The sequence below is a fragment of the Spartinivicinus ruber genome (genome assembly GCF_011009015.1).
In the GTDB taxonomy this organism is placed as follows: Bacteria; Pseudomonadota; Gammaproteobacteria; order Pseudomonadales; family Zooshikellaceae; genus Spartinivicinus; species Spartinivicinus ruber.
This window is the reverse complement of the sequence record NZ_CP048878.1, coordinates 308692-333965: the sequence shown is the minus strand read 5'-3', so window position 1 is coordinate 333965 and position 25274 is coordinate 308692. Positions and strand designations below refer to the sequence as shown.

The following is a 25274-nucleotide window of genomic DNA, read 5'->3' as shown; positions in this document are numbered from 1 at the left end:
GTCCCATTTAGTTCATTTGATTGATCTATAGGTATCTATATTATAGGCAGGTAACCAGTGATTGGGTGATAGTAGAAATAGAAAGTGCTATAGGGGCACCTGAGAAATAACTTGAAAAAATTCAAGTTATTAATAAAGGAGTGAGGGTAAATATGTCTTAGCACAATCAATAACGGCTTTTATCCGATGGATTTTATCAGCCCCAAACCTATATACTAGATAAGCATTTGATACTTTGCTTTGCCACTGGGGCAATATGTGCTTTAACTGCCCTGAATTTATGTATTCTTTGACTAAAAAATAGGGGATATATGCCACTCCCTGATTAGATAAGCATAATTCCACCAAAATATTGAAGCTTTGCACAGCAATATCGCCACAAACATCCAACGATACTTCAGTTACCCCATCTTCACAGGAGATCAAAGACCAGGCACGAGGATTATTACTACTTGAAAAAGTCATACAATTTAATTTTTTTAAATCTTTTGGTAGAAAAGTTGGGTGTTGTTGTGCATATTTTTTACCTGCAACTAATACCCTTTTAAACTGTCCTAGCTTATACGCAACAAGGCTTTCATCGTTGACTTTTCCTATCCTCACACCCAAATCAAAAGCTGTGTCTTGCATATCCTCAAATTGATAGCTGAATTTACAGCCCAGAGTAATTTGTGGATACAATTTAGTTACTTGAGGAAAAAACTTAGCCACTACTATCTGGCCAAAGTCTGGGGTGAGAGCTATTCGAACCTGACCACCGGGCTCTTTACTTTGCGTTTCCGCATATTCGAACAAGAACTCACCTTCGGCGATCAGCGATTCAACTCTTGGCAACAGCTGCTGCCCTTCAACAGTCATCATCAATCTCCGCGAGCTTCTCTCCAGCAGTTTTACCCCTAGCCTCTTTTCCAATCGACTTAATTGAGTGCTAACAGCCGATTTAGCAATACCGAGTTTGTTACTTGCTGCAGTAATGCCTCCACAACGAACAACCTCCTGAAAAATGATTAACTCCATGAAGCTCATTGTTCTCAGTTTATGAACCATAAGTTCAAATTCCTCATCTTGTTCTGACAATTAACAAGATTAAACTATTGATCATTAGTTAAACAGCAGATACCAATTTGGAGGCTTAATCATGAAGCAAAATATCTTAATCACCGGTTCAAATATTATTAACAACAAAGTTACTGTTACTACAAGGTCATAATGTTGTCGCTTCCATGCGCGATCCCAAAGGAAGAAATACCAAAATTGCTAACGAAATCAAAAGCTTGGGTGGTACGATTGTAAATATTGATGTCACTGATGAAAGTAGTGTTGCTTCAGGGGTGGCCTCTGCGATTGAACAAGCAGGGCACATTGACGTATTAGTAAATAACGCTGGCATTGGGGTTCATGGAATACAAGAAAGCTTCTCATCTGATGACTTAAAAGCTGTCTTTGAGATCAATGTGTTTGGGCTAAACAGAATGATTCGTGCAATTTTACCCCACTTTCATCAACGCCGCTCTGGCTTGATCCTTAATGTATCAAGCCTACTTGGGCGTATGACTATTCCTTTTTATGGTCCATATAATGCCTCAAAGTGGGCTGTTGAAGCTTTATCAGAAAATTACCGGACTGAGCTGTCAAGTTTTGGTATTGATGTCGCCATCATTGAGCCCGGTGGTTTTCCAACAGAGTTTATCGGCCGACTTTTAAAACCATCAGATACAGCACGTTTAAAAAGCTATGGAGACATGGCCAACGCACCAAAAACTTCACTAGAAGGATTTGAGCAGGCACTGTCTGCCAACCCAGCACAAAATCCTCGGATTGTTGCCGATGCTATCATCCAGGTAATCACTACAGCACCTGGTTCACGACCATTCCGAACAGTGGTTGACAAGATGGGTATGGGAGAGCCAATTGAAGCCTACAACCAGCAATTAGCTACATTAACTAAAAACATTTACCAGGCATTTGGTACCGCCGACATGTTAGAACTGAAAGTGCAATAAATAACAGTATCCTAGTTATGTGTCTCCAATATTGGGGGCACTGCTTTTTGCATTTCTTAACGTTCGAGTATAATGCTTACTTAATTATTAATAAGACAGTTATAATTTTAACTTCAGTTTTCAATATAAATACTTTTTTAGATATTATAACAATTGATAAACCCTAAACTTTTTGTAAAGTTCAACCTCTCATTTTGAATAAAAACTAACTCCTGGTATATTTTTATAATTTAATTATTTATTTTTAAGGAACTGCTTTAAGGTATGTACTTGTAATGGCTCAGCCACACCTTTCACATTATGGCTTCCAAGAAATACAGACGGTTCTGTAATATGTTCAGCAAACTCAGAAGTCAATAATAAGTCTGAGTCTAGTTTTTTAGTTAACTCTTCAAGTCGAGCTGTTCGATTGACTGCAGGTCCCATAACAGTAAAATCTAAACGAGAAAGTGAACCAACATTACCGTAGACTACCTTTCCCATATGCAAACCCACACCAAATGATAAAAGAGGCATGTCTTGTGTAGCTAGCTCTTTATTCAATTGCTGTAATTGATTATTTGCATCAAGCGCAGCCTGTAATGCTGCTATACAAGCATTATCAATTGAACCTAATTCTTCTGCTGTGAATACAATTAGCATTGCATCACCGATAAAGCGCAAAACTTCACCATTATGCTGGGTTACCGCATTTGTGATTAATTCAAAGTAGGAGTTTAACAGTTGTAACATCGCTTCTGTCGACAAAGATTCTGTCAAAGCTGTGAAGTTTCGTAAATCACTATACCATAAGGCACATTCAATCAGCTCAGAGTCTCCTCGCTTTACAATACCGTTGAGAATTTTCTTTCCCGTACTGGGGCCAACATAAGTATTTAACAATGATTTAATAGTATTACGGGCTGAAAATACTTCCAAGACAGGTAATAAATATAAAAGCAATGCCTGCCATTTTTTAAAGTCGCTTTCAGAAAATCCTTGATCATTATCGCTTGCGATAATAAAAGTACTAACTGTTTGATCAGTAAACCCTAAGGGAAAGGCAACATAGTCTGTAATTCCTTCAGAACACAGCTCCTGTAGGACAACGTGGTATTCTGGTGCTAACTCTTTGGTTAGCTTATGACGAACTATGCGACGATGCTCAAGCACTTCCTCTATAGGGCTACCACGATAAGAAGGTGTCTGATCAACTCCATGTGGTGGCGCAAACACTTCAACTTCATCTTTGTCACGCCACCAAGTATAAACTGTAGCCCTTACTTCAGGATCAATAGTATTGAGTGTAATACGTATTCTAGCAACATTTGCGCCTGATTTAATTAAGTGCTCTCCAAGGTCTTTGAGGAACACAGCGGGGTCTGTTATGACTCGCCCCGAGGTTAATAACCAGTGCACCGTTTCAGCTATATTCCAGTCTTCAACGCCTCCCAGTAATATCTCTTGTAAGTTTTTCTGAATGTTGAGTACCAAAGTTATCAATCCACTTACTAGTCTAACTTTAAATTATAACTTGATTGTTTAGTATTATTACTTGCCACGCAAGTATTTTTCACACTCCTCCCTGCAATACTGAATAATGCTAATTTAAGCTCTGTTGTAATATTCCCTGGCCGATAATAATCACCAGTATCTATTTCTGGCTCATACCGTCCATCATTTAACCATAGTGTTACTGACTCAATTGGCTTGCAAGGGCTTGGGTTTACAATTTCCCAAATATACGCAGCATTTGAATTCATTGGGCCCGCAGGAACATGCAATATATCCCTTGCACCATAAGCAATCCTGGTCATATCGTTGGTTTGATGAAGATAAATATCATTCCCAAAACGAATGGGCTCTTCATAAGTCGAACCATCTGTATAATTGATAGTTAAATACGCAATCTTACCACCGTCCCTACCATCATCTGTTGTGTAATAGTTACGGTACATTTGTTGAATTCGTTGCATATAGTTGACCATTGAAGCCTCTTGATCAGGTCCCTCCCACGCGGCACTAATAATAAGAGAAATTGATGAAGCAGCGCTATTAATAATTTGTGTTGTAGATTTGATAGCTTTTGCGGACAATACCAGGGCATTAGGTGAGTCATCAGGTAACGTTTGCACAACTGGTGCAAATGACTCCGCCGGTTCACTCCCTATCATTTTTACTTGTGAAAAATCAAAGCCCGGGGAAGCCAAGTTCCAATGATTACTATCACCTATTAAGTCTGCATTATAGTTTACAACAGGATATACCTGATAATAGTCTCCTCCATTTACATTTGGGTTAACCGATGTAATTCTAGAAATATCCACACCATACTTGCTCGTAAACTCCCAAAAATGAGGTAAATTGGTTTGATTTGCATTCCAAAATAAATTTGCCTCATGTACAACTTTTGAAAAGGACCAATAGTCAGCATACCCTTCTGAAGCCTTGCCTTGAGATGTGTTATTCATTACAGAACACCAAAGATAGGGTGAAGACCATTTATTAGAATACATTGTGTCAGTCTCAGCCATTTTTGGTATATCATAAGGCGTTGTGTCCGCTTTATTACTTGAATAAATAACTTCATCAAAACCACCTTTTTTAAGCTTTTTAATAAAGCCTCTTTCGTAATGTTTACTCCTGCTCATCCAATACATCGGCACTAGCTTAGAACAGTTTTTTGCAATAGTCGTTAGCTGAACATCCGTTTGAAAGGGCGTACCACCATTTCGATCAGCAGTAAGACCATCAGCCCAGAACCTCACTTCTTCAATTCCTAATTCGCTTAAATACTTACATTGACGAACTATACTATCAGACCAAACAACCCGAGGATCCATGAATTGACCAGGCCCCTGTGTAATGAAATCTTGCTCTTCAAAAGGCAATCCATTCACCCAGTATTCGCCCAATGATTCATCATGCGCAATATTAAATGCCTTTTCTGTCGGGAACGCAGACAATATATCTTTGTAATATGCATCTGTCAGTGCTTGATAACCTGGATTAGTTGTATCAAAAAAATGAGAGTAATTTTTTCCATCTTTTTCAACCCATGCCCACTCAGGGTGCTTTTTCCTAAATAATGCACCACCATAAACTGTCGGCACAATTTTTTCGAAATAATGTTGCTTAGCAAAATGTGTTAGTTTTTGCATTTCCTCAGGAGTCAAAAACCTATCCCAAACATAATAATAACTACCATTACCAATAGCTAAATTTCCCAAATAAAGCTGAAGTTCATTAACTTTAAACTGACTTAATGCTCTTCGAATTAGTTCCTCCCAGGTCACCATATCTATTTTAAGCTTATCCTTATACATGGTATAATGGAACCCTCTGTTTCTTGTATCAGGATAGTCAACTATTAAACCATAAGGAGAAACCGGCAGAACCTTATTAGCATAGTCAAATTTTAACACTTGCAATAATGAAGTACTTGCGAAATAAGCACCTGCATACTCCTGCCCTATCAGTAAAATCCCCTTTGAGTCAGCTTTTAATAAATAACCTTGACCTGATTTAGGCATTTTTTGAAAGAATTGATCTAAGTCTTCACTGATTAGTATTGTTGTTATATTTTTTGCTTTTAAAGGCCCTATAACTATTGAATTATTAGGTCGATAGTTTCCTGTCCAAGGTCGTATAGGTAGATTCAAACCAAAATAACGTTTTATTTCTGACTTTAATGTCATCGCAGTTTCTATACTTCTTAAGTCAGGAATATAAATAACTGTTTTACTATTTATAGTAAACTTACCTAGCTTATCCGAACTACCCCAACTCACTTGTTTTGGTATAGGAAAAATAGTAGGATTTATTCTATTTCTAATTTCACCGATACCATTTGAGCTACCGATTTCTTGCATTGATAGATTATCTAACCAAAGAACAGGTGTAGGATCATGTTTATTCATATCCTCTACTACCTGGAGATGAGTTAGTCCTTCATTATAAATTCTAAGCTCATCAATTTTTCCGCTAAACGTGCTAGTGAGTGTTTCATCATAGCTGCCAGTATAAAGATCGTAGCTTGAGCTTTTTAATGAACCTGATATTTTATCTGTTTTATATTGTAATTTACCATTAATGTAAATTCTCAAGTCATAACCTCGATAGCTTACTGCAATATGACTCCATGTTCCTGGATTTACAGGAAATGCAACTTCATGACGAGGAAGACTTAAACCATGGCCATAAAAGATAAGTTTATTTCTTTCCAGGTATAATTCATAACTATCTTTCTTTCCTAGAATGGTTCGATGTTGTTGTCCTGACGATTCATCCGGTGAAATCCATGTCTCAACTGTAAATTCATTATTTAAGTTTAACGATTCATCATGAGGAATAGCAACTGCATCACCGCTGCCATCTAATCGTAAAGCAACTCCATACTTTCCTTCATCTAATACAGTATCGCCGATAAACGATCCATGATTAGTAAATTCACTAATATCATGAACTATATTCTTTTTAAAATTATTTTGTGTGTAATCATAATCATGATACAAATAAAGACGTTCCCAGCCTCGTATCCCAATTCCGCTGAACTGAGGGCTAATATAAATTGCCTCAGGCTTACTTGCTTTTACATGCAGTTCCCCATAAGTCCATTTATCTGTATCTTCTACACCAAATAGTGAGTCGACATAGCCAATACTTGTATTGGAACTGTCATACATTCTCATTCGTATACGAATGGATTTTAAATCTTTACTTTTATAATAAAAGCCAAACTTATAAAATTTCTTGTTTCCTGCAAAAAGATTATTGCTTGGTTTCACTCCCGATGCTGCATCTCCCCACTCTTTGTCTCTAATAGGAATCATTACTGCCTGTTCGCCATGATATGCATCATTTACTATTTTCGGAATAAAAGATTCATCATTACCAAACCACTTCCAGTCATCAGGTCTACCACCAATCTGCCCTTCTTCAAAAGAAGCATTAGGTAACATTCCATATACAGAAATAGTTATCAATAGCAATAAAAATCCAACTAATTGGCTTAAACACTTTTGGGCAACCAACATTGCTTAACTCCTTTTAAGCAGGTATAACAAACATATCTTTTTACTTATCTTCCCTATAGTTTGAATCACTGCTGTCCCATAAGATTGAAACAAAAAAGGCTTAAGTCCCCATAAGTTGTTACAATGAGAGTGCAACCAAACACTGCAAAACCAGAGGATTTAAGCCTTGGCTCATCGTAACACAATCTTGCACCAAATACTTCAGTTGCTTTCTAGACATGAGTTTGAATCACTAGCCAATCAGCATCATACGGGTCAACGGCTACGTAAAATGACTCGGTGGGGGCAGTTTGTTGCGCTATTATTTGGTCAACTCTCAGGTCGCAATAGTTTGCGTGACATCATTGATCACCTATCGATTCAGCAGCATAAACGCTATCACCATGGTATTGGAAATATCACCAGAAGTAGTTTGGCCCGTGTCAATGAACAGCAACCCGCTACGCTTTATGAAGCCTTGTTTTATAAGCTATTAAATAAATGTCATCATCATCGGCCAGGGCATAAGTTTCGTTTTAAAAATCCATTGTATTCTCTTGATGCATCAGTGATCGACTTGTGTTTATCCATGTTTCCTTGGGCAGATTTTCGAAAAAGTAAAGGTGCTATCAAGTTACATGTTGGGTTTGATCATAATGGCTACTTGCCTGCATTTATGAGTATTACTGAAGGGAAATGTCATGAAATACAGATAGCACGCAGCCTTGATCTCCCCAAGGGGAGTATTCTTGCTGTAGACCGTGGCTACACTGATTATCGCTGGTTTAATACTTTAAATGAGCAAGGAATCTTCTTTGTAACCCGACTAAAAAAGCAAGCCAAATACCGTGTACTAAAGCGCCAGCCTACCGACAATAGCAGTACAGTCACTTCTGATCAGCACATTCAGTTGACTAGCCAACAAGGGGCTGTTTATAAAGGTCATTTACGTCGTATCGGTTTTAAATGCCCAGAGACTGGCAACCAATATTACTTTTTAACTAATAATAGTAAGCTCGCAGCCAGCACCATTGCAGCTATTTACAAAGAACGCTGGAAAATAGAGCTATTTTTTAAGTGGATAAAGCAAAACCTAAAGATAAAATCGTTTGTCGGTACCTCTAAAAATGCCGTGTTAACCCAGATATGGGTAGCCATGTGTGCTTATTTGCTCGTCGCTTATCTAAAATTTTCTCATGGAATAACACTATCGATCACTCAAATAGCTCGACTCATGCAACTCACTTTGTTTGAGCGTAGAGAGCTTAAAGCATTATTTACACCCTCACCACCGAATAATACAGATGATCATAAGCAAATGAGGATGCTGTAAATGTGGGACAGCAGTGAGTTTGAATATACTATAAATTTCTTCATCCAGAAGATTTAAATACGACGAGACTTTAAATTTAGCAACAACTAAATAGTGCACCATTCAGTTCATATAAACTTAAAACTTTATCTAATTTTTTATGAACATTTTATTAGCCCTAATATTATAACAGTATACCTTGTTTCAAATCATTATCGACCAGATAAAATAATAATTTTACTATTAATATTTTTATAACAGGAATTAGCAATAACCTTACCATCAAAAAGCATAAAGCATTACTACACATTTCACACAATAAGACAATAGAGCAAGTATTCTGAAAAATAAAAAGACCGATAAACACCGGTCTGTTTTATATTAAAAGCTAATGTAAAAAGTAAAATGATTTTTATGCTGCTAAACTATTTCCTAACATTTCAACATCATCATGACTCTCTATTACTTCCTGAATAATCTCTACTGCCTGATCAGAAGCAATATTCAAACGACTATATAATTCACTTTGAATTTGCTCATATGGTGCATCACCTATTCCCTGATTTTTTAACAACCTCTGTACTAAATAAAGTAACAAGGCATATTGAGAGTATTCACCGTCATAATCCGGTGAATGTTGAAACCTTATGGCTACTACCAGTTCTTCTGGCATATCCCAATAGTGCATTAACCAACAACATACTTGATCACGTGTGACGCCTATTAAATATCGCTCTATTTCAATATGGTTAATATGCCGATTAACTTCCATATAACGGCATATATTTGAAAAATGATCTGGAAATACATAAGCCATCACTAAATAGCCAAAATTATGTAGTAAGCCACTTAAATAAGCCAAGCCTTTATCGAATTTTTTTGATACTGACATTCTACGCACTAGCTGCTCAGCAGTAATTGCAGCGTAAGATGCCTGTTGCCAGAATGGAGTGAATCCTTTTGGCTGATCCTGTGGAAACTCAATGGTTTTGTTTAAACACATTGCTACAGCAATACTCATAATAAAATCAAAGCCAAGCACTCGGGTGATGGCATCTTTTACATTTTTTATTTCTCCCTTAACACCATAATAAGGAGAAGCCGCCCAGCTAACAACTTGAGCAGCTAAACTTGCATCTGATTCAACAATCCTAACCAGCTGCTTAATATCTGCATTGGGATCAGTACTTAATTGTAAAATTTTTTGCGCAGTTTGTGGTAAAGGGGGTAAGTCAATTGTTTCTTCAAGTTGAGCACGCATTACCAGTTGAGTATGAGTATTAACTGCCTGCGTGATTTCAAAAATGTCCTGCTGCCAGATTTCAGGACTTTCAGCCATTTCAGGCACCTTTACGCTAAATTGAGATTGTGTGTAGTGGCTCACCAGCTTTTTGTAACTATCGTTATCCACACTAATTAATTGGCCGTCAATACCACAATCTAACCATAACGGTTGGTTGGCCTTAAACAATTGGCTATCCACTAAAACAGGAAAATCAAATAACTGAGGAATTGCAGGTAAATTTTCTAAATAATTATCTTTTAGCAGCTTGTGTAGGCGTTCTGGGTCAATTGCCATCAATTTACGGTTAAATTGTGAGTTTAAAAAATTAAGATCAATAATATGCGTATGAGGGCAGATAACCATGACCAAGCCCTTAGCATCTTCTAAGAAAGTGCAATAGATTACGTTAGCTATGTTTTTCTTATTATTAATTACCTTCCTGTAGTCAGCTTGTTTATATTTAACACCCTGCTTATTTAGAGCTTCCTGAACCTTTTCTGGAATAGCCATAGTGCAACTCAACTCTCTATCTAAATGAGATAATTATAGCTTGGCTATCTGTATTGCCCGTTTCAAACCAGTGATATCGCGGCTAATCTAATGCAAACTTTTAATAAATAAAGTACTTAATATAACCAAAACATGAAATATAGTTAAAAGTATAGTAATTTCGAATTTTCACCAAAGACTAATTGCCTTGGTGAATCACTAAACATACTTCTCAATAGCTGTATTGATAATAAAATCTCCAGAGCCTGTTTTATCTTCCCGAGTGGCTTTCTCAAATAACCAAATCAGACTAATTGCTGCTGCAGCCAAACCACCAGCCAACCCCCACCAAACTCCAGAACCAGCCAATTCCGAGCAAAAGCCAAGTAATAGTGCTATTGGCAGTCCTACCAGCCAATAGCTACTAATCGCTAGCACCATTGGCCGCTTGGCTTCTTTAAGACCACGTAAGGCAAAGCTGGCAATGGTTTGAGAACCATCAAAAATCTCAAAATAAGCTGCTATAGCCAACAACTGGGTTGCAATAAGAAATACCTGGTGATTTTCTGGGTTATTGTCATCTAAATAAAAACCAATAATGACATCAGGGAATAGCCAAAAAGCCAGCGCTGCAAGTAACATCCAACACCCTCCCATACTTAACCCCAACCAACCATAGTAACGACAAGCTTGAATATTATTTTGTCCAAGCTCATGACCTACTTTTATTCCTGTTGCTTGAGCAATACCCATTGCAATCATGAATGGGATAGTAATAGTTTGTAAGGTTATTTGGTGGGCAGCCAATGTGTCATTGTCAAATAACCCCATTAAAAATGTAGCTGTTGAAAACAGTCCAACTTCTGCTAAATAAGTTACACCTTGCGGCACACCTAATCGCAAGGTTTCTTTACAATAAAAACCAATACGTAAGGTTTTAATAACCGCATTACGTTGCCCAGCTAATTTAGGCTGAAATATCATATAAGCAGCCAAGAAAATAAAACTGGTTATATGCACAACACTCGTAGCAACTCCGATACCTTCAATACCTAAATTAGGAAATCCAAAGCTACCAGTTATTAACACATAGTTAATGGGTATATTTAACAGTACATCAACCCATGCAATTAATGTAACAATACGTGTATGTCCTAATGGCATTACTGTAAATCGTAATGCTTGAAACCATAAACCAGGTAGAACTCCCCAACAAACCCCTTGTAAATATTGGTCTGCAAGCTCGGTAATTGCTTCATTTTGCCCTGCTAGGCTAATTAACTCTTTAGCCCAGAACAACACCAATAAAATAAATACGCCAAACCCAGTCGCTAGAATTAGGCTGGCACAGCTGAACTGCTTCACCGAGCCATCGGGATTTTTATGAACACAGGGCGCAATCAAATTGGAAGTCGCACCCAACACACCTATTGCAAAAGTTAACAATAAATTGGTGATGGTCACTCCTAAACCACCCCCAGCCAGCGCTTCTTTGCCCAACATGCCCATCATAATAGTGTCGGTTAAACCCAATGCCACTAAGGCGACTTGCGACAAAATAATGGGCCAAGCTAACGCAGAAAGCGTCTTTGCCTGATTTGATAAGATCGACCACCGTTTCATAATTCTCTACAACACTTAAATGAAGGGCAAAAAAAGGAGCCTACTGGGGACAGTAGGCATAACTAAAAATATAATAGTTTGGAGTTACTAGGGTATCAGCAACACATTAACCTAGATGGTTTTCAGCAACCAAGCACACTACAGGAGGTTTGGGCCAAAAATTTGTATAAGTGCCTGGCTAAGTCGGTAATGCTGAGTCTGCACTGACAGTCGTTCCTTAGTCGTAAGTACAGTGTGTTATGCTGATTTAGCCTGCGAGGCTTGCTTGATGACCACGACTCGCCAAAACAACTCAACCTTTAGCAACTGGTGAAATATTTAGGCTCAGGGTAATATCAAGCAAGTGTCAACAGACACTGTTAATCTATTACGATGGCTTAGTACTAAGCAAACGATATTATTTCATGGTAGGTATGACAAAAACGCATGTCTTGGCGCAGAAAAAACTTACCCCCCCTAAAAGCTCTACGGGCCTTTGAGGCTGCTGCACATCATGGCAGCTTTACCGAGGCTGCTAATGAGCTGTTTGTTACCCAAGGGGCAATCAGTCGCCAGGTAAAAGTCTTAGAAGACTTTTTCAATTGCCAGTTATTTAAACGTACACCCAGAGGATTACAATTAACGCCACCAGGTAGTGATTTATTCAAAACCCTGACTGAGTCCTTTGACGCTATCTGCCGTACGACGGATTACTTATTACAACCACGCAATAGACTCAATGTTGTTGTGCCCCCAACTTTTTCAGTGAAATGGTTATTGCCCAGGCTGTCAAAATTTCAGCAATTTCAACCAGGTGTTGAACTCTCCCTAACTACCATGTGGGAACAACATCATTATGATGTACAGCATGAGTTTCAGGCCGCTATTGTTAACGATTACATCAGTAAAGTACCAGATCATGCTATTCCACTATTTAAAGAAACCATGGCTCCCATTTGTTCACCCGCATTTTTGGAAAAGCACCAATTGCAGTCTATCAACGAACTAAGTTTAGTTACTTTGCTTCACCCGACTAGAGATAGAACCGACTGGAAAAACTGGCTTAATGCTAACAATATTGACCATGTTGATACCGATAGCGGCTTGGTATTCGATGCAATGGAGTTAGCTATTAATGCTGCAGTACGAGGACATGGGATGGCTATGGTCGATTTAACCATGGTGCAGGAGGAGCTGGAACTGGGCTATTTAGTAGAGCCTTTTAGCCAATCTCTGGAAAATGGCATTGGTTATTTTCTAGTCCACTCACTAGAGCAACGATTTCAACAACAAATCAATGCTTTTAAAAACTGGTTATTTGCCGAAATCGCGTTAGACCAAAAAAATGCCTAACGCTCAACGCAACATACACATAAAGTATATACAGATAATATAGACAAAGCATAGGTTATATTAATGTATCAAGGGCGGTGTTAGCTTATATTTACGATATATTTCAGCAACCCGACCATTCGTTGCCATTGTCGTCATCACTTCACTAAGTTTCTCATACAGTTTTTTATGAGGGGAATACTTAGACATACCATAATAATTACCTATATCTTGTTGATAACGGTAATTAGCATAGCTATAGTTGCTATAACCTAACAGGCCCAGTTGTTTTTCTAAACTAGCTTTGTCCAACACTATAATTGCGTCGAACTGCTGATTAACAAACTTTTGTGCCAGCTGAGTATCATCTCGATAACTGCTTTTTTTTATTCGATTACTGGTATCAAACTCTTTAAAATAAGCTGTTTTTCTCTTAAAACCAATTTTCAGGTTATATAAATCTTCAAAACGATTAATTCGATTTTCCTGACCTTTTCTTACTAAAAAAACAATATCTTTTTGCTGAAAACCGATTGGTCCAATAAAGTTGATGTAAGTTTCTCGATCATCTTTTCGGATAGTTCTGGGAACCAAATCAACAGTGCCGTTTCTCAATCGCTTTAAGCTTTGAGAAAAAGGGGTAAACTGCCATTTTACCTGATATCCTAACTGACTAGCTGCTTCGTCTAAAATATCCCGCAATGGTCCTTGCAAATCCACACCATTACGTACCATCTCAGGAGGACGTTCTCGAAAGTCAGCCCGCAAAATTTTGATAGCTGCCTGACTGATACCTGCAAGACTACCCCCTACCAATAATAAAGCTGCAGGTAATACTGCTTTATACTTACTGAACCCCAGGTTGGATTTTTTATATTTGTACATCACTCGCTACCTTACTGCTGATTTAGCCAAAAGCTTTAGTAAATACAGGTTTATCTGTACATCGTTCGATGCTTGCTTAGCAGCCTGCTTGATTAGTTTTTATGTTAATTCTTGTTTTAATCTTATTATCTTGACCAAAGCAACAACTTACAGACAAGTTGCACGAATACTACAACTTAAGTTGTAATGCATTGTTACTAACAAAAGACCATTAGGGGATGTCTTGATAAAGATGTCAAGCCCTCAGAACGAGGGCCTTAGTGAAGAGATTGTTTTTTGATCAACCACTATTTTTGTCAGGCATTCTTAATGACACTGTCACTATACAGCTTTAAGTACTTTAACCCCCTCCTGAGTCCCTAACAGAAGCAAATCTGCAGGTCGTCTGGCAAACAATCCATTAGTTACCACTCCCACAATATGATTAATTGCTTCTTCTAGCTGTATTGCTGAGCCAATCTCCAAATTCCATACATCCAGAATAATATTGCCATTATCGGTAACTACACCTTCCCGATACACTGGATCGCCTCCTAATTTAACCAATTCTCTTGCAACATGGCTGCGAGCCATTGGGATCACTTCAACAGGTAAGGGGAAAGCACCTAAGGTTTCAACTAGCTTGGATTCATCTGCAATACAAATAAACTGTTCTGCTACAGCAGCAACAATTTTTTCCCGAGTAAGCGCAGCCCCACCACCTTTGATTAACTGCAAGTGTTTATTAGCTTCATCGGCACCATCGATATACCACTTGATTTCATTTACTACATTCAAGTCATAAACAGGAATCCCATGGCCTTTTAGGCGTTCTGCACTAGCATTTGAGCTGGCTACAGCTCCATCAAAACGGTCTTTATGAGCAGCTAATGCATCAATAAAATAGTTGGCGGTTGACCCAGTACCAATCCCAACAATACTGTCTTCTTCTAGCTGATCGACGATCTGCTCAAGAGCAGCTTGCGCGACTGCCTGTTTTAACTCATTTTGGTTCATGTGCAAATATTCCTGGGTGGATTAGTCTGTTGGGCACATTATCCTACAAATAATCAGGATTTCCAGGCTCTACTGGTATACCTTTCTTCAAGAGAGCATCAACAGAATCTGGGCTACTCTTGTATTCTTAGCTCAAACAGTGTGAAATGCTGAGTTTATAATTATTTGGTGCCATATGCGCCAATATACAAATTCAATTCCATATAGTTTAAATCAGTGTCTCAGTCATTATTATGCTTCAGCGGTATGTAAAAAAAATTCTCGAAGCCCCTGTTTATGATGTAGCGGTAGAAACACCACTAGATCACGCCACTTTTTTATCTGAAAGGCTGCAGAACTCAATTTTAATTAAGCGAGAAGACTTGCAGCCCGTATTTTCATTTAAAATTCGCGGTGCCTATAACCGAGTGGTGCAATTAACCAAAGCCGAACAACAACAGGGCGTAATAGCTGCATCCGCCGGCAATCACGCCCAGGGGCTAGCTTTAGCTGCACAACGATTGGGGATTAAAGCAGTTATTGTAATGCCACAAACTACCCCAGAAATTAAAGTGAAAGCCGTACAGTCCCGCGGTGCTAAAGTTATCCTTCATGGCGATGCGTTTGATCAGGCGTTAGCTTATTCCAAACAGCTAGTTGACCAACATGGTTACGTTTATATCCATCCCTATGATGATGTTGAAACCATTGCCGGCCAAGGCACTATTGGTATGGAAATTCTCCGCCAGCATTCTGGGCCAATTGACGCGATCTTTGTTCCAGTAGGGGGTGGTGGATTAATTGCTGGAGTTGCCGCTTATGTAAAATACCTACGCCCAGAGACTAAAATTATCGGTGTTGAATATGAAGAGTCTGCCTGCCTGAAAGCAGCTCTTGAAGCCGGTGAAAGAGTGGTTTTACCTCAAGTCGGGATTTTTGCTGATGGGGTTGCTGTGGCTCAAATTGGACAGGAGACATTTGAAGTATGCAAGCATTACGTTGATGAAGTCATCACCGTTACTGCTGATGAAATTTGTGCCGCCATTAAAGATATTTACGATGACACCCGCTCTATCACAGAACCTTCCGGTGCTCTCGGTATTGCTGGTATCAAAAAATATGTAGAACGCGAACAAGTCAACGGTCAAACCTTATTAGCAATTGATAGCGGTGCCAATGTTAATTTTGATCGGTTGCGTTATATATCAGAGCGAGCAGAACTTGGTGAACGACGTGAAGCCATTATTGCTGTGACGATTCCAGAAAAACCTGGCAGTTTCAGAACATTTTGCCAAACCTTAGGCAAACGCAATATCACTGAATTTAACTATCGCTATTACGACAATAAACAAGCGCATATTTTTGTTGGCGTGCAAACTAAACCAGACACTGATACCAAAGAGCAACTAATTCAGCAGCTGGATCAAGCTGGCTACCCTGTTGTTGATTTAAGCGATAATGAGATGGCGAAATTACATATTCGCCATATGGTGGGTGGTCATGCAGAAGCAGTAAAAAATGAAGTGGTTTATCGGTTTGAATTTCCCGAACGGCCTGGTGCACTACTTAACTTTTTAAACAAGTTAGGACAACGCTGGAATATTTCCATGTTCCATTACCGTAACCATGGCGCTGCTTACGGCAGGGTAGTAGTTGGTTTGCAAGTACCCAACAACGACCGTGAAAAAGTACCTGAGTTTTTAACCGACATTGGCTATCACTATTGGGAAGAAACCGACAACCCAGCTTACCAGCTATTTTTATCTTGTGAGGGTTAGTGGCGGCTTTTCATCCTGATGCGAGCAAGTGCGATTTCGTCCTTGCTCCTTTGCCTGCTTAAGCGCAGCTTCTGCTTTCTTCAATAAATCATGACGACTACTACCTGGTAGCGGCGTACAAGAAGCCAGACCAACACTCATGGTAATGTAGGCAGATACATCCGAGCGGGGATGACTAATATAAGCATCTCCAATATTGTGGTGAATGCGACGGGCAATTTCTTGGGCGCCTCGTAAATCAGTTTCAGGGAAAATAGCAACAAACTCTCCACCACTATATCTTGCCAACAAATCTGTGCTACGAGTTACTGAGCGCTTGAGAATGCTGGCAATGTCTCTCAAACACACATCACCCTGTTTATGACCCTGGCTATCGTTGTATCGTTTAAAACGATCTAAGTCAGCCATCATTAAAGCAATCGGCTCATTTTGGCGAATGGCCCGGCTCCACTCTTCTTCCAGACAGTTATCAAAGTGTTTACGATTAAACAATCCAGTTAATGAATCCCTAGTGGCTAAGTTAATTAACCGTTGTTCCATCTCCTTATTAGCCGTGACATCATGGGCTACGATAATTAAATATTTTTTATGATGATGGTTAACCATCCGTGTAGTTATTTCTACTTGCAACGCACCCCCATCTTTTTTGATGACTTCCATCTGATAAATATTCGAAGTGAGCTTACGACGAGAGCTTAATGCTTTCTTTATCACTCGATCCATTTTTTCAGCAATTAATGTGCCTTCCTCTAAAGCTGCTACAAACTCCTCTTCTGTATAACCTAAGGAAGCGTAAGTAGAAGTGTTATAGTAAAGCAGCTCTCGCGTTTCAGGGTCTACTACCATCAATGCATCACGCGACTGATTGATCAGGTCAAAAAATAATTCCAGCTGAGCATTACTTTCCTTAAGCACTTTTTCAGTTTCGTTGCTCCGCTCAATTTCCTTTTTGAGTTCACTAATAGCCTGTTCCGCCACCCTGCCTTCAAGATAGGAGCGGCGCAGCAGGACAATAGTAGTGCTAATCATAATGGTAAATATCAGGCCACACAGCAGAACAACGGCGGGTAATAGTGAGTGGCTGCGGCTGACCAGCTCTGCAGTGGGATAAGCTTCCACAATCCATGGAGAATGTTGATTAGGATTAATAGTGTGTTGGGCTACCGGCTGACCAAAAAAACCTCTGGGTTTAAGCACAGATGAAGATTGATAAATAAGCTTATTTCTTTCCTTAATTTCAAAGTAAAACCCTTTATAAACCGGCAACAATGCCAAGCTTTCCACCAATGTTTTAACCCGAAAAACGCCCACTATGTAACCATGAAAACCACCTCCCTGATCAAAAATGGGTGTGTAGTTGATAAAACCTTCTCCACCCTGCTTTAACTGAATTACCTGGGTAATCACACTGGTTTTATTACTAAACGCACGACGTAAATGCACCACAGCGGGGTTTTCAGCTGGTACTCGAAAATTTAATGCCCTTTCATTACCTTCATAAGGCACTAACCATTGAATTCGATAGTCTGGATCCATCCATTCTATTGCCTGAAACTCTGGAAAGTCTTTCAATAGCCTGTTTGCATCTGCCAACCAGCCTTCCTTATTCATACTACCTTGGTGAGCCCAACGTGCTGCCATCCGATCAATTGCCTTACGTTGGATTACCAGTGTTGAAGAGATTTCACTTCCCAACTGTTGAGCCATATGCTGCGTGTGCTGAGTTAAAAAACGTAGATCTTTTTTCTCTACAACCAAGGCAAAAAACACCGAGATAATGATCAGCACAACAGCTAAATAGCCAGCAACCCATTGCGGAATTTTCTCTTGAGCCCCTGCTTGCCAATTGGTAAAGGCAAGCAGCAGGCACAACCCAACCGTGATTAAAGCAATATTGGTTAAAACACTAAAACTAACAATTTGGGCAAAGCCATAGCTATCTGGCAGTTTTAATGCCACTGCAATCAAACCTGCCGTACCAAAAACCAGTGGAATTACCGCCAGACAGCATTTAAAAAGGTTTGAATTACTGAATAAGGAAAACTTTTCTGGTTTAATCAGACAAAGTGCTGCACAAATCAAGCTAAAAATTACACTACCTGGTACAGCTTCAGCTTCATGGCCTGTTCCATCAGAGTATAACAACTCATTTTCTACATAAAATTGCTGAAAAGAAACACCTTGGATCAGTGGAAATAAAGCCGCAATAACCGCCAAACAGGCTATCCCAATTGCTAACAAAGTGTTATGGAGACGGGCAACCAAGCCTATCCCCAGGAGCATTAAACTAGTTGCAATCGGTTGAGAAATTTCTGATACAAAAAGGTAGACACTGATGAGAGATACTAATAAGCCTCCACCAACATTAACCCACCTTACTAAGCTCGATTCTGTAGTCGGAGATAACACAGCTGCCCTTTCCTGCTCCATAACCCAAGCATAGTCACAACCGAATTAGTTGGCTAGAGAGCAAATTATACTCACTTGGCCATAGTTAAAATCTCATCCCACTGAGTTGCAGTTATCGGCATTATCGATAACCGATTCCCTCTTTTAACCAGAGGTAAATCACTTAATAAAGGGTTTTCTTTTAAGCGTTGTAATGAAACTAAATGAGTGAATTTTTCAACAAACTGAATATCAACCATAAACCAGCGTGGATTATCTATTGTGCTTTTTGGATCAAAATAGGCAGAGTCTGGATCAAGTGCCGTGTGATCTGGGTAGGCTTCTTTGACAACTTTGGCAATTCCTGAAATTCCCGTTTTTTTGCAACTAGAGTGGTAAAAAAATACCAAGTCCCCCTTGCGCATTTGATCACGCATCATGTTTCTTGCCTGATAGTTTCTTACACCATCCCAGTGTTCTGTATGGTTAGGACAATTGGCAAGATCATCTATACTGAAAACACCGGGTTCAGACTTCATTAACCAGTAACTTGGCATGTAAGAAATATTCCTTGCGTTTTATATGCTAATTGGTTTTACTTCACACATATTTTAAACTGTGGCTATAGTCACGTTCACTTAATTAACTAATGAGTACAATTAAACCACAACGCTCATACGGCACATGTGAAATACTTAGTAGGTGAAGCGCTTGATGGGTGAAGTACTTGATACATCCCAATTAGGTTTGATGAAAGTCAAACTATTTAATTGGTAAATGATGTAGAAAGACTCTTAGGGCCAGCAAATAAACTATAAATAATGTAAACGTTAATTGTTACATAGATAGAATACAAAACAAGTAGCAATTTGTTTACAACAATTTACTAAGAACATGGGCACTACCACTTGGGGGAATCAACCATCTTCTAGTGGAAATATCTGAGCTTGTAGCTATCTTGCTTTTTAGAAAAGCAAAAAACACGTGGGGAAATTTAGTCATTAACGGAAAGACCAGCAGAGTTAGTCAAAATGACACAGAAAAATAAACCTGATTTTATGCTGGTGTTAGTTTTTATTTTTGGCTTGGGGGTGCTGACCACAGGTTTTGCTCAAATGACCTTATCAAAAAGTTCTGCAGAGCTCACCACCGCTTCAAATAATGCTACGCCAACAGTAAGTCAGTCCAGCACTAAAGCGCAACGCACTCTATAAAGCGTTAATTGTGCGCGATTAAGTAATTAGGCACTTATTTGAGTGCCTAATTACTGTACCCTCCGTGCCGTTGACACCTTTCTAATAATCACTAAATAACATCATAATACTTAGCATCGCTGGCAATACCTGCTAGAGGGATATCCCAGCTGGCAATAGGTAGTTTGTTCACTCGCTGACACTCGTGAGCCAGCCCAACCAGCTTTGGCCTTGGTTTCCGAGGGCTTTTTAAAATAAACTCAAACGTTCTGTCATAAAAGCCTCCCCCCATTCCAAGCCGACCACCCTGCTGATCAAACCCCACCAGTGGTAACAATACCAAGTCCATTGCCCAAGCCGACTTAACTTGCCCATTACTAACTGTTGGCTCCAATATATTAAAGCGGTTAGGCGCTAGTTTTGTGGTTGGTTGATAACGCAAAAACCACAAACGATTGTGGTAAATTGGGTGTAATACCGGTAAATAGCAAGTTTTCCCCATCGACCAGGCTGCTTCAATTATCTGCCTGGGATTAATTTCTCCGTCATTCGCTAAATAAACAGCAATATGCTTGGCTTTAAGAAATTCTTGTCTTCTTAATAAAATCTTCAATAACCGCTGGCCAGCTAGCCGTTGCTGCTGATAAGTGAGCGCACGACGAGCCCGTCGCAACTGGTTACGTAGCGCTTTTCGTTGCTGAGGGTTTGCTGGAGCACTGTCAGACACTACCAACTGATGGCTATTAATTGCTGGCTGGTATTGCTTAGCAGATAGACAGTTAAGATCAGAATGATGACTGGTAACAAATGAGTTATTGTTCGATTCAGGCATAGTAGTTTAAAACCGCCCCCCAATCCGCCGCTGTCACTTCGGCCCTTGAACCCTAGGTTCAAGGTGGTGGCTGCTGAGATGCTTTGGGCTTTCCGCCTATAGCGGACTTGCACGCCTACACCTGCAAGGAGCCTCCAGTTCCTAAATTATCGGCTCAGGGACATTCATGACTGGCCAACAGAGCAGGGAGCTTGATTTCATTATATCGATTTGAGTTGGATTGTCGCCCCCTTTTTTATGAAAATTTTTAATCAAAAGCAGGGACATCACTATCTGTTAATACTTTTTCGACCTTATCCAGCAAAGACTGTAGCTGTGCTTGAGTATCTTCTTTGGTTTGCTGTTGCTGCTTGGCTAACTGCAAAAGTTCGTGAGAAATATTCAATGCCGCCATTACAGCAATCCGCTCTAAACCCACAACGGCACCTCTTTCCCTAATTTCCCGCATTTTATGGTCTAAATATTGGGCAGCATCCACCAAGGCACTGTGCTCATCAGGCTTACAACTTACCCGATACCCTTTATCCAGAATATTGACTATTGCTGTTTCTGTTTTTGTATCACTCATGACTCTTGTTCCAGCGTTCTTAATCGAGTGATCATCGCCTCAACCTTAGTTCGGGCAATTTCATTTTTTTCTATCAGATATACCCGCTCTTCACGCCACTGTTGCTCGTTGGCACGAAGCTGAGCATTTTCCTGTTTTAATTGCTCGCATAAAGCGATCAACTGTTCAGTTTTTTTTGCAAATTGCTGAAATAAGTGATGATCCATTTTTTAACGACTAAGGTATAAGGGTATAAGGCTTGCGATTACTATAGTGGGCCGTCTTCTCAGGGTCAATGCAACTCCAGCTATTTCAACGCTTTACTATTAATATTGGTTTTTATGACTAAGCCTCTCTACCCCGTTTAATGGGTACAGTAGTTTGCAATATCCTCAAATGATAGGATAGAGGCAAATTGAACATCTAGGTAGAATTGCAATGACGAATGCAGCTCAAACCCCTTCAGCAAATATCAGCTTTGACGATATTGCTAATCTGTTTGTCTCTATGGAGCTGTTTGCCTCTCCAGCCGAACTACATGGTTTGTTAACAGGTATGTTAGCAGGTGGCTTAAAGCTATCTGCTGACAGCTGGCTTTGCCATGTTCAACAACTGTTGGGTATTGAAGAAATTTTACCTGATCAAGCTAAGGTAATGTTGGTTTCTTTATATCAGCAAACGGAAGAACAGCTGGCCGATCCAGAATACGGTTTTCGCCTGCTATTACCTGATGACGATACTGAGCTGGAAAGTCGCTTAACGGAGCTTGCCAACTGGAGCCATAGTTTTTTGGCTGGTTTTGGTTTATCAGGACAACAACAAGAGCAGTTATCTGATGATGTTAAGGATATTCTTCTAGACTTCACTGAAATTGCTCAAGTAGAAAGTGAAGATATAAACGAAACTAATTCAAGCGAGATGGACTGGCATCAAGTAACTGAGTATGTACGCATTAACGCAATACTGGTATTTAGTGAGTGCTGCCCAAAATATGCTGATACAGACAGTGATTCTCAACTTCACTAGTCTGAATAAAATATTCAGGAGTTAAGTATAATAATGAAACAATTACCCGTATCGGAATATAAAAAGCGTCGTTCTTCTTTAATGGCTGAAATGGACGACAATAGCATTGCAATAATCCCTTCAGCGCCAATTCAAGTTCGTAACCGCGATGTAGATTATCCTTACCGACAAGATAGCGACTTTTATTATTTATCAGGTTTTCCTGAGCCTGAAGCAGTGTTAGTGCTTATCCCAGAACGCAGTCATGGAGAAACAATTTTATTTTGTCGTGAAAAAGATCCAGAAAAAGAATTATGGGAAGGCTTACGCGCAGGACAAGAAGGCGCCTGTGAAAAATATGGTTTTGATGATGCCTTTCCAATCAGTGATATTGACGAAATATTACCTGGTCTAATTGAAGGCAAGTCCCGTGTTTATTATGAAATAGGCACTAACGAGACGTTTGATCGCCGCATGATGCTATGGATTAATGCTATCAAAGCAAAAACCAAGCAAGGGGCAGTACCACCAGGAGAATTTGTTGCCCTTGACCATATTTTGCATGAAATGCGCATTTTTAAAAGCGAAGCTGAAGTTGCATTGATGAAAAAGGCAGCCGAAATTTCGGCTAATGCGCACTTAAGAGCGATGAAAGCCTGCCAACCCGGTTGTTACGAATATCAGCTCGAAGCAGAGTTACTTCATGAATTTGTTTACAACGGCTGTCGTGCAGCTGCTTATAACAGCATTGTAGGGGGTGGTGTTAATGCCTGCATATTGCACTATACCGAAAATAATGAAGTATTATCCGATGGTGATTTAGTGCTAATTGATGCTGGCTGTGAGCTGGACCATTATGCCTCAGATATCACGAGAACATTTCCTGTGAATGGCAAATTTAGTAAAGAGCAAAAAGTGATTTATGAATTAGTATTAAAATCCCAATTAGCTGCCATTGAAGCCGTTCAACCAGGCAATCATTTTAACCAACCGAATGATGTAACCGTGCAAGTGATTACTGAAGGATTAGTTGAGCTTGGTCTGCTCTCAGGTGATGTAGACCAGCTTATTAAAGAAGAAAAATATAAGCCTTTTTATATGCATAAAGCTGGGCATTGGCTAGGGATGGATGTACACGATGTGGGTGAATATAAAATTGATGGTGAATGGCGTAAATTAGAGCCAGGCATGGTATTAACCATAGAACCAGGTATTTATATTGCGCCCGACAATGAAGATGTAGACAAACGCTGGCGTGGCATTGGCGTAAGAATAGAAGATGATGTTGTCGTTACTGAATCTGGTCATATGGTATTGTCAGGGGATGTGCCTAAAGAAGTCGCAGAAATAGAGGCTTTAATGGCCTAATCAGTTTGAAGGTGATGTTAAATGACCAATGCCAACCAGCAGTACAATAATCACTTCCCTGTTGTCATCATTGGCGGTGGCATGGTAGGTGCTTCATTAGCACTTGCCTTGCAAACCAACATATCCAAGCAGGGAGTTAGCCAACCACCGATGCCGGTGGCGATTATTGAGCCTTACCCAATAAGCCAGTCAAGCCAGCAACCAAGCTATGATGCTCGCTCAACTGCTCTATCTATGGGTAGCCGGTTTCTGCTGGAGCAGCTGGGTGTATGGCCAACACTTGCTCGCCAGGCCTCTGCAATTAAACATATTCATGTTTCCGATCAGGGCCAGTTTGGATTTGCCAGAATGAATGCCGTTGAACATCGGCTGGATGCTTTCGGTTATGTGGTCGCTAATCAACAGCTTGGACAAAGCTTATTTAAAGTAATTGATCAATATACTGCTATTGAATTATTAGCACCTGCAACTGCCAGCCAAGTTAAGCCTTTATCTACTGGATATGAAATAGTAATTCAGCAGGGTGAGAAAACACGCAGTATAACCACTGATTTGTTGGTCATTGCTGATGGAGGTCGATCACCATTAATAACCCAGCTAGGCATTAATGTACACAGTACTGACTATCACCAAACCGCCATTATTACCAATGTAACCACGTCTAAACCAAACAATGGCCAAGCATTCGAGCGCTTTACCGAACAGGGCCCCATGGCGCTGCTGCCATTAGCCAAAAACCACTCAGCGTTGATTTGGTCTATTTATCAAGACCAAGCCCAACAATGGCTAGACACAACAGATGAAGAGTTTCTAGCAACATTACAAAAACGCTTTGGCTTTCGGTTAGGTCGCTTTACCAAAGTTGGGCAACGTTTCCATTATCCACTTTCCCTAAAATACTGCAGCGAGCAGATTCGTCCTGGCTTAGTGGTATTAGGAAATGCTGCTCATGCTTTGCATCCTGTCGCAGGTCAAGGTTTTAATCTAGCATTAAGAGATACCCTACAACTGGCGAATTTATTAAAAAACAGCTGGCAACAACAAGGGGCAATTAGCGATTATAAAATACTTCATCGCTATCTAGCATTACAGAATAACGACCAAGTTATTACTACCCTTGGTAGCGACTGGCTGGTAAAAGCATTTAGCAACCAACATACTGGTTTATCTATTTTTCGAAATATTGGTTTGGTCGGGTTAGACCTTTTATCGGAAGTGAAAACTCTCTTTACCAAACAAGCAATGGGCGTTGGCTTTTATCAGCCCAGCACTAACCTGTAGCAACC

At 39.7% G+C, this 25274-nt stretch carries 20 protein-coding genes and 1 other RNA gene; 8 read left to right on the top strand and 13 right to left on the bottom strand.

Going from position 1 to position 25274, the window contains the following annotated elements; genetic code table 11:
- Positions 1 to 129: 129 nt before the first annotated feature.
- The gene (locus G4Y78_RS01540; RefSeq protein WP_163831001.1) at positions 130 to 1047 is read right to left on the bottom strand and encodes a LysR family transcriptional regulator; all 918 of its coding nucleotides are present in this window, start codon (positions 1045 to 1047) and stop codon (positions 130 to 132) included.
- Between the two features lie 122 nt (positions 1048 to 1169).
- On the opposite strand from G4Y78_RS01540, the gene G4Y78_RS01535 reads away from it, so the two are divergent.
- On the top strand, positions 1170 to 2003 hold the full coding sequence (locus G4Y78_RS01535) for an SDR family NAD(P)-dependent oxidoreductase (protein WP_329604965.1): 834 nt from the start codon (positions 1170 to 1172) through the stop codon (positions 2001 to 2003).
- A gap of 234 nt (positions 2004 to 2237) precedes the next feature.
- Here G4Y78_RS01535 and G4Y78_RS01530 read toward each other — a convergent pair whose 3' ends face one another.
- Both G4Y78_RS01530 and G4Y78_RS01525 read right to left on the bottom strand, forming a co-directional pair.
- Positions 2238 to 3476 (bottom strand): adenylate/guanylate cyclase domain-containing protein, encoded by a 1239-nt coding sequence (locus G4Y78_RS01530; protein WP_163830999.1) that lies wholly within the window; start codon positions 3474 to 3476, stop codon positions 2238 to 2240.
- A 17-nt stretch (positions 3477 to 3493) separates the two neighbouring features.
- Entirely contained in the window at positions 3494 to 7018 is a 3525-nt protein-coding gene (locus G4Y78_RS01525) for a LamG-like jellyroll fold domain-containing protein (RefSeq protein ID WP_163830998.1), read from the bottom strand.
- Positions 7019 to 7184: 166 nt separating this feature from the next.
- On the opposite strand from G4Y78_RS01525, the gene G4Y78_RS01520 reads away from it, so the two are divergent.
- Complete coding sequence (locus G4Y78_RS01520; protein WP_163830996.1) at positions 7185 to 8330, top strand: IS4 family transposase; 1146 nt, start codon at positions 7185 to 7187, stop codon at positions 8328 to 8330.
- Positions 8331 to 8721: 391 nt separating this feature from the next.
- Here G4Y78_RS01520 and G4Y78_RS01515 read toward each other — a convergent pair whose 3' ends face one another.
- A complete protein-coding gene (locus G4Y78_RS01515; protein WP_163830995.1) occupies positions 8722 to 10104 on the bottom strand; it encodes an aminoacyl-tRNA deacylase and HDOD domain-containing protein in 1383 nt (460 codons plus the stop codon).
- A gap of 198 nt (positions 10105 to 10302) precedes the next feature.
- Positions 10303 to 11706, bottom strand: coding sequence for an MATE family efflux transporter (locus G4Y78_RS01510; RefSeq protein ID WP_163830993.1), 1404 nt, complete (start codon positions 11704 to 11706; stop codon positions 10303 to 10305).
- A gap of 426 nt (positions 11707 to 12132) precedes the next feature.
- Here G4Y78_RS01510 and G4Y78_RS01505 point away from each other — a divergent pair, with 426 nt between their 5' ends.
- On the top strand, positions 12133 to 13038 hold the full coding sequence (locus G4Y78_RS01505) for a LysR substrate-binding domain-containing protein (protein ID WP_163830991.1): 906 nt from the start codon (positions 12133 to 12135) through the stop codon (positions 13036 to 13038).
- A 60-nt stretch (positions 13039 to 13098) separates the two neighbouring features.
- On the opposite strand, the gene G4Y78_RS01500 is transcribed toward G4Y78_RS01505, so the two are convergent.
- Both G4Y78_RS01500 and rpiA read right to left on the bottom strand, forming a co-directional pair.
- Complete coding sequence (locus G4Y78_RS01500; RefSeq protein WP_163830989.1) at positions 13099 to 13902, bottom strand: substrate-binding periplasmic protein; 804 nt, start codon at positions 13900 to 13902, stop codon at positions 13099 to 13101.
- A 321-nt stretch (positions 13903 to 14223) separates the two neighbouring features.
- Positions 14224 to 14898: a ribose-5-phosphate isomerase RpiA gene (gene rpiA / locus G4Y78_RS01495; RefSeq protein WP_163830983.1), complete on the bottom strand. Its 675-nt coding sequence runs from the start codon at positions 14896 to 14898 to the stop codon at positions 14224 to 14226.
- Positions 14899 to 15131: 233 nt separating this feature from the next.
- Here rpiA and ilvA point away from each other — a divergent pair, with 233 nt between their 5' ends.
- Positions 15132 to 16655, top strand: a complete 1524-nt coding sequence (gene ilvA, locus G4Y78_RS01490) for a threonine ammonia-lyase, biosynthetic (RefSeq protein WP_163830981.1) — start codon at positions 15132 to 15134, stop codon at positions 16653 to 16655.
- Here ilvA and G4Y78_RS01485 read toward each other — a convergent pair.
- On the bottom strand, positions 16638 to 19064 hold the full coding sequence (locus G4Y78_RS01485) for a diguanylate cyclase (protein ID WP_163830979.1): 2427 nt from the start codon (positions 19062 to 19064) through the stop codon (positions 16638 to 16640). The two genes, ilvA and G4Y78_RS01485, sit on opposite strands and share 18 nt — an antisense overlap.
- A gap of 71 nt (positions 19065 to 19135) precedes the next feature.
- Positions 19136 to 19600, bottom strand: a complete 465-nt coding sequence (locus G4Y78_RS01480) for an EVE domain-containing protein (protein WP_163830977.1) — start codon at positions 19598 to 19600, stop codon at positions 19136 to 19138.
- Positions 19601 to 20074: 474 nt separating this feature from the next.
- On the opposite strand from G4Y78_RS01480, the gene G4Y78_RS01475 reads away from it, so the two are divergent.
- Positions 20075 to 20257, top strand: coding sequence for a hypothetical protein (locus G4Y78_RS01475; protein WP_163830970.1), 183 nt, complete (start codon positions 20075 to 20077; stop codon positions 20255 to 20257).
- Positions 20258 to 20348: 91 nt separating this feature from the next.
- On the opposite strand, the gene G4Y78_RS01470 is transcribed toward G4Y78_RS01475, so the two are convergent.
- The 4 genes from G4Y78_RS01470 to G4Y78_RS01455 all read right to left on the bottom strand — a co-directional run bounded on the left by G4Y78_RS01470 (position 20349) and on the right by G4Y78_RS01455 (position 21842).
- A complete protein-coding gene (locus G4Y78_RS01470; RefSeq protein ID WP_163830968.1) occupies positions 20349 to 21068 on the bottom strand; it encodes a 5-formyltetrahydrofolate cyclo-ligase in 720 nt (239 codons plus the stop codon).
- A 12-nt stretch (positions 21069 to 21080) separates the two neighbouring features.
- Positions 21081 to 21260: non-coding RNA, 6S RNA (ssrS, locus tag G4Y78_RS01465), on the bottom strand.
- A 55-nt stretch (positions 21261 to 21315) separates the two neighbouring features.
- The gene (locus G4Y78_RS01460; protein ID WP_163830966.1) at positions 21316 to 21636 is read right to left on the bottom strand and encodes a cell division protein ZapA; all 321 of its coding nucleotides are present in this window, start codon (positions 21634 to 21636) and stop codon (positions 21316 to 21318) included.
- Positions 21633 to 21842 (bottom strand): TIGR02449 family protein, encoded by a 210-nt coding sequence (locus tag G4Y78_RS01455; protein WP_163830964.1) that lies wholly within the window; start codon positions 21840 to 21842, stop codon positions 21633 to 21635. The genes G4Y78_RS01460 and G4Y78_RS01455 overlap by 4 nt, the downstream gene beginning before the upstream one ends.
- Positions 21843 to 22053: 211 nt before the next feature.
- On the opposite strand from G4Y78_RS01455, the gene G4Y78_RS01450 reads away from it, so the two are divergent.
- Genes G4Y78_RS01450 through ubiH form a run of 3 tightly spaced genes read left to right on the top strand, consistent with a single transcriptional unit; the run spans position 22054 to position 25269 of the window.
- The gene (locus G4Y78_RS01450; RefSeq protein WP_163830962.1) at positions 22054 to 22641 is read left to right on the top strand and encodes a UPF0149 family protein; all 588 of its coding nucleotides are present in this window, start codon (positions 22054 to 22056) and stop codon (positions 22639 to 22641) included.
- A gap of 33 nt (positions 22642 to 22674) precedes the next feature.
- The gene (gene pepP / locus G4Y78_RS01445) at positions 22675 to 23988 is read left to right on the top strand and encodes a Xaa-Pro aminopeptidase (protein WP_163830960.1); all 1314 of its coding nucleotides are present in this window, start codon (positions 22675 to 22677) and stop codon (positions 23986 to 23988) included.
- 21 nt (positions 23989 to 24009) lie between these two features.
- On the top strand, positions 24010 to 25269 hold the full coding sequence (ubiH, locus tag G4Y78_RS01440; protein WP_163830958.1) for a 2-octaprenyl-6-methoxyphenyl hydroxylase: 1260 nt from the start codon (positions 24010 to 24012) through the stop codon (positions 25267 to 25269).
- Positions 25270 to 25274 lie beyond the last annotated feature (5 nt).